Origin of the sequence: Brevundimonas sp. (assembly GCF_041688735.1) — a bacterium.
Lineage (GTDB): Bacteria > Pseudomonadota > Alphaproteobacteria > Caulobacterales > Caulobacteraceae > Brevundimonas.
Genome location: NZ_JBDNHO010000107.1, coordinates 1 through 8,951 on the forward strand (window position 1 = coordinate 1; position 8,951 = coordinate 8,951).

At 67.9% G+C, this 8,951-nt stretch carries 10 protein-coding genes; 5 read left to right on the plus strand and 5 right to left on the minus strand.

Annotated features, from left to right (window positions below; genetic code table 11):
• Window positions 1-264: 264 nt before the first annotated feature.
• Complete coding sequence (locus tag ACESMO_RS11435; RefSeq protein ID WP_372708272.1) at window positions 265-834, plus strand: hypothetical protein; 570 nt, start codon at window positions 265-267, stop codon at window positions 832-834.
• Window positions 835-847: 13 nt separating this feature from the next.
• Here ACESMO_RS11435 and ACESMO_RS11440 read toward each other — a convergent pair whose 3' ends face one another.
• Window positions 848-1,276: a hypothetical protein gene (locus ACESMO_RS11440; RefSeq protein WP_372708273.1), complete on the minus strand. Its 429-nt coding sequence runs from the start codon at window positions 1,274-1,276 to the stop codon at window positions 848-850.
• A gap of 135 nt (window positions 1,277-1,411) precedes the next feature.
• Between ACESMO_RS11440 and ACESMO_RS11445 the strand changes: the two genes are divergently transcribed.
• A complete protein-coding gene (locus ACESMO_RS11445) occupies window positions 1,412-2,158 on the plus strand; it encodes an NYN domain-containing protein (protein WP_372708274.1) in 747 nt (248 codons plus the stop codon).
• Between the two features lie 10 nt (window positions 2,159-2,168).
• Here ACESMO_RS11445 and ACESMO_RS11450 read toward each other — a convergent pair whose 3' ends face one another.
• Window positions 2,169-3,296 (minus strand): zinc-dependent alcohol dehydrogenase family protein, encoded by a 1,128-nt coding sequence (locus ACESMO_RS11450; RefSeq protein ID WP_372708275.1) that lies wholly within the window; start codon window positions 3,294-3,296, stop codon window positions 2,169-2,171.
• A 126-nt stretch (window positions 3,297-3,422) separates the two neighbouring features.
• On the opposite strand from ACESMO_RS11450, the gene ACESMO_RS11455 reads away from it, so the two are divergent.
• Complete coding sequence (locus ACESMO_RS11455; protein WP_372708276.1) at window positions 3,423-3,860, plus strand: acyl-CoA thioesterase; 438 nt, start codon at window positions 3,423-3,425, stop codon at window positions 3,858-3,860.
• 4 nt (window positions 3,861-3,864) lie between these two features.
• On the opposite strand, the gene ACESMO_RS11460 is transcribed toward ACESMO_RS11455, so the two are convergent.
• On the minus strand, window positions 3,865-4,065 hold the full coding sequence (locus tag ACESMO_RS11460) for a hypothetical protein (protein WP_372708277.1): 201 nt from the start codon (window positions 4,063-4,065) through the stop codon (window positions 3,865-3,867).
• Between the two features lie 138 nt (window positions 4,066-4,203).
• Between ACESMO_RS11460 and ACESMO_RS11465 the strand changes: the two genes are divergently transcribed.
• Window positions 4,204-4,980 (plus strand): YebC/PmpR family DNA-binding transcriptional regulator, encoded by a 777-nt coding sequence (locus tag ACESMO_RS11465; protein WP_372708278.1) that lies wholly within the window; start codon window positions 4,204-4,206, stop codon window positions 4,978-4,980.
• A 17-nt stretch (window positions 4,981-4,997) separates the two neighbouring features.
• Here the strand turns inward: ACESMO_RS11465 and ACESMO_RS11470 are convergent, their stop codons facing one another.
• Entirely contained in the window at window positions 4,998-6,548 is a 1,551-nt protein-coding gene (locus tag ACESMO_RS11470; RefSeq protein WP_372708279.1) for a DUF1501 domain-containing protein, read from the minus strand.
• 10 nt (window positions 6,549-6,558) lie between these two features.
• Window positions 6,559-8,253: a DUF1800 family protein gene (locus tag ACESMO_RS11475; RefSeq protein WP_372708281.1), complete on the minus strand. Its 1,695-nt coding sequence runs from the start codon at window positions 8,251-8,253 to the stop codon at window positions 6,559-6,561.
• A gap of 180 nt (window positions 8,254-8,433) precedes the next feature.
• On the opposite strand from ACESMO_RS11475, the gene ruvC reads away from it, so the two are divergent.
• Window positions 8,434-8,951, plus strand: a 518-nt coding sequence (ruvC, locus tag ACESMO_RS11480; RefSeq protein WP_372708280.1) for a crossover junction endodeoxyribonuclease RuvC, incomplete at its 3' end; no start/stop codon positions are given.

Genomic DNA, 8,951 nt, shown 5'->3' on the forward strand with positions numbered 1-8,951 from the left:
GCCGACCTTTGTCATGTCCCTCCCTCGTCGACGACAGCAATGTCGGCGGCGGTGATCCGGTAAGGCCCGAACTCAGGGCCGCCAGCCGGAGGGCGCGTGGAAAACGACTGCGCGGGGCTGTCTGTCTCGTCGAAACGGTAAATTCTATCCAATCACCGGGCGAGGCCCGGCCGCCCCGCACCCTTCCCAACCGCCTGTTTGCGCAGGCGGCGCCTCAGCGCGTCTGCCCTCTGCCTTTGAGGGCGAAAGGAAACCGGAGCCCCCATGAAAACCCGCCGCCAAACCTGCCCCGACACGTCCGGCCGCACCACCCCGGCCCCCGCCGATGATCCCGGCGACCCCGCCGCCCTGGCGCAGGCCGCCACCCGGGCCTCCAGCCGCGCGATGCAGGCCAAACATTGGACTGAGGCCAAGGCGCTGGCCGGGCTGGCGGAGAGCTATGCGCGGCTGGCCGAGAAGGGCGGGCGCGGTGGCGGCGGGTCCATCGCCACGATAGATCTGACCCTGCTGTATGAGATCATCGCCGACACCGACGGCTCCGCGATCAAACGCTTTCAACGCGTTTTCGACGGGCGTCACGACCCCGACGCCGCCATCAAGCAGCGCTTCTGGGAACGTGTCGCCCGGCGGCACTATGCGGTCGATCACAATCTCAAGGAACTGATGTTCCGCGCCATCCGCGCCGAACGGGAAGTGCGCCGTCTGGGCGGCACGCCGCGCCTCAACGAGACCGACGTCGAGATCGAGGCCTGGGTGCGCGACTGGGTCGGCGAATCGCTGAGCGAAGCCAATCTTCATCATCGCACCAAACTGGGCGAATGGCCGTGGCGGTGAGGGGCCGGTCCGGTCAGCGCTTGCGGAAACGGCCGGCCTCGGCCTTCAGGCTCGAGCCCCAATCGGTCACCGGCTGGTCCGGCTCGGCCGCGAACGGCAGCGCGCCCGCCACGCCGCGCATGGCCAGAGCCAGCGGCAGGGACCAGTGGCGCAGCATGCGCAGCGGCTTGCGCTTGCCGTCGGTCGCGTCCCAGCCCTCGGCCGCAAAGGCCTCGACCATGTCGGCGGGGTCGAGTCGCTCGATGCCGTCCCAGTCGGCGGGCAGGGCGACGGCCTCGGCCTGTTCGGGGCTCAAGCCGAAGGCTGTGACGGCGACCTCGGCCACGTCCGGATAGTCGTCGCGAAAGTCGGGGTCGGCGCGGCCGGGCTTCATCAGGGCCTTGAGCTCCTGATCGTCGATGCCGGGCAGGTCGAGCAGGCGGCGCAGGGCGGGCTGGGTCATGCCGACAGCCTATCGCATCGCCCGACATCGCGCACGGACATTGACCCCGCGCCTCGCGCGACCGAAGAACCAGCCGACACCCAACAGCCACCCGCCACTCGCCACCAACCTCACTCCGTCGAAAGCCCGCCCGCTATGAACGCCGTCTCCAAAGCTCCCCGCCTCGCCGTGCTGATCGACGCCGAGAACGCCTCGGCCCGGATCGCCGAGGCCCTGTTCACCGAGATCGCCACCCTCGGCGAGGCCTCGGCGCGGCGTATCTACGGCGACTTCGCCAGCGCCCAGCTAGCCGGCTGGACCAAGGTGCTGGCCCGCTACGCCATTCAGCCACAGCAGAATTTCGCCAATACCAAGGGCAAGAACTCCGGCGACATCGCCCTGGTCATCGACGGCATGGACCTGCTGCATTCGGGCCGGTTCGACGGCTTCTGTCTGGTCTCGTCGGACGCCGATTTCACCCGGCTGGCGCTGCGCATCCGCGAAGAGGGCGTCGACGTCTACGGCTTCGGCGAGCGCAAGACGCCGGAGAGCTTTCGTCAGGCCTGCACCCGCTTCATCTACACCGAGAATCTCAGCGTCCCGGCGTCCGAGGACCCCGCCGCGCCTGAAGGCCGTCAGGCGACGGCGCCGTCAGCACCGGGCAAGGGCAAGCCGGCCGACGCGGCCCGCCTGATCGCCTCCGTCATCGCCGACATGGACGAAGAGAGCGACGGCTGGGTCACGGTCAGCGGCCTCGGCGACCGGCTGCGCAACGCCTATCCCGACTTCGACCAGCGCAGCTACGGCCACGCCAAACTGTCCGACCTGATCCGCGCCACCGGCCGCTTCGACGTCCAGACCGGCGCCGCCGGCGGGGCCATGCGCATCCGCGACAAGGCGTGAGGGGAGGGGGTCAGAACAGAACCACGGTCCGCACCGTCCGTCCGTCGGCCAGATCGTCAAAGGCGGCGTTGATGGCCTCCAGCCCGATCGTCCCGCTCAGCAGCCGGTCGACCGGCAGGCGGCCCTGCCGGAACAGGGCGACGTAGCGCGGGATGTCGCGCGACGGGACGCAGGTTCCCATGTAGCTGCCCTTCAGGGACCGCTCCTCGGCGACCATCTGGACCACATTGACCGCCAGAGCGGCCTCGGGCGGGGGCAATCCGGCGGTGACGGTGGTCCCGCCGCGCCGCGTCATCTGCCACGCCGACTCCAGGGCGCGGACCGAACCGGCCATCTCGAACCCGAAGTCCGCCCCGCCACGGGTCAGGGCGCGCACCTGCTCCACGGCGTCGACATCGGCGGCGTAGACCGTCCGCACGGCGCCGAACGAACGGGCGAGGGCCAGTTTCTCCTCGCTGAGATCGACGGCGACGACCGGCGAGGCCCCGCTGGCGAGCGCGCCCAGCACGCTGGCCAGGCCGACGCCGCCGAGGCCGACGACGACCACGCTCTGGCCCGCCATGACGCCCGCGGTATTCACCACCGCCCCGACGCCGGTCAGGACCGCGCAGCCGAACAGGGCGGCGTGGGCGAACGGCAGGTCGCGGTCGACCTTGACCAGCGAGCGGCGCGAGACGACGGCGCGCTCGGCGAAGGCGGAACAGCCGAGGTGATGATAAAGCTCGCCTTCGCCGTCATGCAGACGACGCCCGCCGGACAGCAGTTCGCCCTTACCGTTGGCGGCGGCCCCGGGCTCGCACAGGGCAGGGCGGCCGCCGGCGCACGGATCGCAATGGCCGCAGGAGGGCATGAAGACCATGACGACGTGGTCGCCGATCTCGAGGTCCGTGACCCCCTCGCCCAGCGCCTCGACCACCCCCGCCGCCTCGTGACCCAGCGCCATGGGCAGGGGGCGGGGACGGTCGCCGTTGATGACGCTGAGGTCCGAATGGCACAGGCCCGCCGCCTTGATCGCGACGAGGACCTCGCCGGGGCCGGGTGGGTCCAGCGTCACCGTCGCGATCGAGAGCGGACGGCTGTCGGCGTAGGGCCGGGCGGCGCCGGTGGCGCGGAGGACGGCGGCGCGGGTCTGGATCATGCCGCCCACGCTAGGCGCTTGACGCCGCCTCCGCCAAGCCCAAGGCTGGCCCGCAACGAAGCGCGCCGAGACGCGCTCAAGCAGCAAGGCGCCGCGCGCCGGGCGACAGCGTAAAAAAGGGATTTCATGACCGGCACAATCGAACGAACCCGGCGGGGCGACTACCGGCGCTTTCAGGCCATTTCCACGCGCTGGATGGACAACGACGTCTACGGCCACGTCAACAATGTCGTCTACTACTCGTGGTTCGACACGGCGGTGAATCGCTTGCTGGTGGTGGCGGGCCAACTCGACATCCATCACGGCGAGACCATCGGCCTGGTGGTCGAGACCGGGTGCCGGTATTTCTCGCCGACCGCCTTCCCCGACGAAATCCAGGCCGGGGTGCGGGTGGCGCACGTCGGCACCAGTTCGGTGCGCTACGAGATCGGCCTGTTCCGCGACACCGAGGAAGAGGCGGCGGCCGTCGGTTATTTCGTGCACGTCTATGTCGCGCGCGGCACCAACAAGCCCGTGCCGATCAGCGACGCGATGAGGGGATTTCTGGCGTCGCTTCAGTCCTGACCGATCAGTCGTCCAGCCGGCCCATCAGGGCCAAGGCTCCGACGGCGACCAGCGCGCCGAGGGCGAAGGCACCGATGACGGCGCCGGCGGCGACGGGGGTGGAGACGTTGACGTTGCGGGCTTCGTACCATTCGACGATGTCGGCGTCGTTCAGATCGTCGTCGGCATAGACCTCGGCGTCGTGCAGAACGTCTTCAGCGGTCATGATGGGGCTCCGGTGGGGTCGGTGGGGAAATGCCCCGCAAGCCTGACGGTTCCTGCGCCGTGACAGCGCGAGCGGCATCGGCTAGACGCCCCCAACCCCCGCGCCGTCGCGAGCGATAGCGCACACCAAGAGACCGATATGGCCGGCCATTCCAAATACAAGAACATCATGCACCGCAAGGGACGCGCTGACGCGGTGCGCTCCAAACTGTTCTCCAAACTCTCCCGCGACATCACCGTGGCGGCCAAGCTGGGCATGCCGGACATCGCGATGAACCCCCGCCTGCGTCTGGCGGTCAACAACGCCAAGGCCGAGAGCCTGCCGCGCGACGTGATCCAGCGGGCCATCAACAAGGCCGCGGGCGGCGACGTCGATACGATGGAAGAGGTCCGCTACGAGGGCCGCGGCCCGGGCGGCGTCGGCATCATCGTCGAGGCCCTGACCGACAACCGCAACCGCGCCAACTCCAACATCCGTTCGTGCTTCACCAAGAACGGTGGGGCGCTGGGCGAGATGAACTCGGTCGCCTTCATGTGGAACAAGGTCGGCCAGATCATCTACAAGGCCGAGGCCGGCAGCGAGGACGCCGTCATGGAGGCCGCCATCGAGGCCGGCGCCCAGGACGTCGAGAGCGATCTGGTCAAGCCCGACATCTATGAGGACGCGCCGGGCCACACCATCTGGACGACGTTCGAGGACCTCAACGAGGTGGCCGAGGCCCTGGCGAAAATCCTCGGCGACGCCAAGTCCACCGCGCTGGTCTGGCGCCCGCAATCCGATGTGCCGGTCACGGGCGAAGCGGTCGGCACGCTGATGAAGCTGTTCGACGCGCTCGACGCCGAGGACGACGTCCAGAACGTCTATTCCAACGAAGACATCCCGGACGAGGACCTGGCGAAATACGCGGGCTACTGAACCGCGAACGCGCCAACCTACAGAAAGCCCAGACCTCGCGTGGGGAAGTTTCTCAGGTTCGGGAAGATGGTGTCCAGGCCCGATTCGGACACCCCCAGCCAGCGGCCCATGGTGGCGGCGTACTGGTCGACCGATGTGGTCGGGATCAGCGCGGCGCGCGTCATGTCGGGATTACTGAAGCCGCCCAGATCGACGCCCAGCGTCGGGTACTGGCCATAGATGTCGCCGCCCCTGACGCTGCCGCCCATGACGAAATGGTGGCCGCCCCAGGCGTGGTCGGTGCCGTCACCATTGGTGGTGAAGGTGCGCGAGAAGTCCGAGGCCGTGAAGGTGGTCACGGCGTTGCGCATGTTCACCCCGCCGATACTGGCCAGGATGCCGTCGAAATAGGCCATGCCGTGGGCGACCTTGGCCAGATTGTTCGCCTGTATGGCGTTCTGGAAATCGTGATTGTCCCAGCCGCCCAGGCTGACGAAGAACACCTGCCGGCGCACGCCGGTCGAGCGGGAGGCCGCGATCATGCGGGCGACGGTCTGCAACTGGCTCGCCAGACCGTTGGTCTCGGTCGCGCCCGTGACTGGATTGACATAGGCCGTCGGGGCCGGGATGCCGGTCACAGCGGACTGGGTGAACAGGCTGTTGATCGTGGTCGCCGCGCCGATCGAACGGTTGGTCACGGTGGCGTAGTCGGCGGCGAACAGGCCGGCCGCGGTCTGATCCTGAATCAGCGAACGCACCCGCGAGGGCGCCACGGTTGACCCGAACAGCGACGCGCCGGCCTGGCCGTTGATGACGACGGCCGGCTGGGCGGAAGTGGTCATCTGATACTGAATGACGTTCTGTCCCGACAGGAAGACCGCGTTGCCGGCGGTCGAGATGGCGGTGAACAGCGTATCCGTGCCGTTCAGCCCGGCCAGCATGTCGCCCAGCCTTCCGCCCCAGCCCACCCGCGTGCCCTCGGTGGCTCCGGCCTGCCACGTGGACTGCTGGTCATTGTGCGAGAACAGATTGGCCGGGAAAGCGACCGTGCCGCTCTGGTACTGGGCCTTGGTGATCGGGCGGATCAGGGTGCCGACATTGGCCACCACGCCCAGACGTCCGGCGTCGAACAGCGTCTTCAGCGGTCCCAGGAAAGGGTGCAGGGCGAAGGTCCGCACCGCGGCTGCGGTGCCGGCCGGAACCGGGTTCGGGGTCAGGGGTACGATCGGCAGCACCCCGCCCCAGGCTTCGGGGGAATCGGCGGTGGCCACGCGGCCGGTGATCGGCGAGGTGGAGCCGACCGGCGTGGGCGGCGCGCCCGGCGGCATCAGGGCGATCGGGTTGTTGCCGGTGTTGCGGGCGGCGAAATAGCGGCCGAAGGAATCGCTGTCGGTGGCCAGTACGGTGTTTTGGGAATCATTGCCTCCGAACAGGAAGATACAGACCAGGGCGCGATAGTCCGGCGCGGCCTGCGAGGCGGCCGAACCCGCGGCGGCCATCTGCATGGCGAAGGGGGCGGCGGTGCCCAGGATCGACAGTCCGCCTCCGACCTTGAGCAGGTGGCGGCGGCTGGGGGAGAAACCGGTCATCGTCTCGTCCTCACCGCTGGATCAGATATTCGGGCGAGACCATCGTCATATAGACGGCCAGTCTGGCGCGATTGAGCAGGGCCGTGTCGATCTGGGGCTGGGTGGCTCCCGCCCCGGGGATGGCGATACTGTTGATGCTGTCGGTCAAGGCCGCACGCAGGGCTGCCGACATCTGGCCGTACAGCAGCATCCGGTCCATGCGGTTGACCAGCGCCACAGCATCGGTCGCGATCGCCACTTCGGACAGATAGGCGGACCGCACGTCCGACGCCGTGCCGATGCCGGTCCCGATCGCCGTCTGCATGGTGTTGGCGTAGCCCGCGACGGTGACCTCGTCGACGATCTGGAACTCTGGCGCGGTCAGGCCGGCGGCCCCCAGCCGGGTGTTGGGCGGGACATAGCCCGGCCGATAGAAGTTGAATACGGACGGCGATGCGAGCGGCGACTGCCCCAGGGAGGTGTTGGCGCTGGTCGAGTTGAGCTGATAGCGCCCGCTGACCGACGTCGCGCCGAAGGTCCGCATCCAGTTTGCCATCCGCACCATCGGCTCGCGCACCTTGCCGAAGGCGGGCCCGGCGGCGACGGTCGTGTCGCGCGCTTCATTGTCCAGCAGGATGGCCCGCACCACCGCCGCCATATCCCCCCGCACACCCGCGCCGTTGTTGTTGAAGACGGTGGCGACGCGCTGGACATAGGCCGGGCTGGGGTTGCTGGTGACCAACCGCTTGATCAGCTGTCGGCCGATGAAGGGACCGACGTTGGGATGGTTGAAGATGGTGTTCAGGGCGAACTGCAGATCCCCGGGGCCGTCGGACGCCGTGCTGACGCCCAGAAAGGTCTTGGTCGAGGTGGACCGGTAGATCGGGTAGAATATCATCGACCGGATCGAAGCGTCCGGATCGCGGTTGCGGCCGAAAAAGGCCTGGTTGGTCGGTGTCGGAGAGTACCAGCTCAAGCCGGTGAAGACCCTGGCCAGGCCCGAAATGTCTTCCGCAGTGTAGGCTGGAATGGCCGCGCCCCCGCCACCGGTCCGCACCGTGCCGTCGAGGTTGAGCTGATCCACCCCTGTCGTCATCAGCTGCATCACCTCGCGGGCATAGTTCTCGTCCGGATTGCGACCGGTCGCGGGGTCTTCCCTCTGATTGGCCAGATGGGTCAGATAGATGCCCATCATCGGGTGCAGCGTCACCTGCTCCAGGAGGGTGCGGAAATTGCCGAAGGCGTTGGCCCCCAGCATATCGTAATAGGCCCCCGCACCGCGGACATCGACATTGGGATCGACCATCGAAATCACGAAGATTTCCGACAGCGCCAGCTTCATCCTTTCGCGCAGCTGGGTGTTGCCCGTGGCGGAATACAGCCAGAAGCTCTCGTAGAAATGATTGGGGTTCAGGGACGCGGTGGGCTGGGTGAGCCGCAGCTGCGCCAGTCGGTTGTCGAGATAGTTCAGATGTGACGGCGACGAAGTCGCTATTTGCTGGTCCAGCCAGCCGCGGTAGCCCAGTTGCTTGACCGTGTTGATATCGGCGTCGGTCGCCCCAAAGGACGTCTGGGTCAGGAACCGAACGGCTTCGGCGTCGGACAGGCTGGCTGCGGTCGGCGGCGGCGGTTGCCCGCTGGAATCGCCTGATCCTCCACATGATGCCAGCGCCAAAGCCAGCGCGACCGGCGCGATGAACGCGCGCACCCTCAGGAAGGTGGACATTATGGACACGACATCTCTCCCCGCAGAGCCGACGTTTCGCAACGCTACACGATTCCAAACGCGGCTGAACCTGCAAATCCGTCGCGGTGCCCGGCTTTCCGGTCCCGGGTCGGACTGGCCCGGAGAAGACTGGGGCCTGGTCATTGTTCGTCAACCTCGTTTGAGGCATGAATGGAACGAATGACGAACACTCTGATTCCTGATGAACCGACCCGCATCCTGGGACTGGACCCCGGCCTGCGCCGCACCGGCTGGGGCGTGGTGCTGGCCGAGGGGTCGCGCCTGCGCTGGATCGCGCATGGGGTCGTGACGCCGCCCGAGGCCGCGCCGTTCAGCGAGCGGCTGCTGCATCTGCTCGAGGCCGTGGGCGAGGTCTGCGCCGTCCACGCCTGCGACGAGGCGGCGATCGAGGAGGTGTTCGTCAACATGAACCCGGCCTCGACGCTGAAACTCGGCCACGCCCGGGCGGCGGTCATGCTGGCCCCGGCGCGGCATGGGCTGAGCGTGGCGGAATATTCGCCCAATCTGATCAAGAAGGCGGTGGTCGGGGCCGGCCACGCCGACAAGACGCAGATCGCATTCATGGTCAAACGACTTCTGCCGGCCGCCGGTGACGTGAAGGCCGACGCCGCCGACGCCTTGGCCGTGGCCATCACCCACGCCCAGATGCGCAAGCGGGCGCTGCTCATTCCTCCCCC

Excerpts from the sequence above, each read along its gene's own strand:
- ACESMO_RS11440 (WP_372708273.1), bottom strand. The coding sequence starts at position 1,276 with ATGACCCAGCCCGCCCTGCGCCGCCTGCTCGACCTGCCCGGCATCGAC.
- ACESMO_RS11445 (WP_372708274.1), top strand. The coding sequence starts at position 1,412 with ATGAACGCCGTCTCCAAAGCTCCCCGCCTCGCCGTGCTGATCGACGCC.
- ACESMO_RS11460 (WP_372708277.1), bottom strand. The coding sequence starts at position 4,065 with ATGACCGCTGAAGACGTTCTGCACGACGCCGAGGTCTATGCCGACGAC.
- ACESMO_RS11450 (WP_372708275.1), bottom strand. The coding sequence starts at position 3,296 with ATGATCCAGACCCGCGCCGCCGTCCTCCGCGCCACCGGCGCCGCCCGG.
- ACESMO_RS11455 (WP_372708276.1), top strand. The coding sequence starts at position 3,423 with ATGACCGGCACAATCGAACGAACCCGGCGGGGCGACTACCGGCGCTTT.
- ACESMO_RS11435 (WP_372708272.1), top strand. The coding sequence starts at position 265 with ATGAAAACCCGCCGCCAAACCTGCCCCGACACGTCCGGCCGCACCACC.
- ACESMO_RS11475 (WP_372708281.1), bottom strand. The coding sequence starts at position 8,253 with ATGTCCACCTTCCTGAGGGTGCGCGCGTTCATCGCGCCGGTCGCGCTG.
- ACESMO_RS11470 (WP_372708279.1), bottom strand. The coding sequence starts at position 6,548 with ATGACCGGTTTCTCCCCCAGCCGCCGCCACCTGCTCAAGGTCGGAGGC.
- ACESMO_RS11465 (WP_372708278.1), top strand. The coding sequence starts at position 4,204 with ATGGCCGGCCATTCCAAATACAAGAACATCATGCACCGCAAGGGACGC.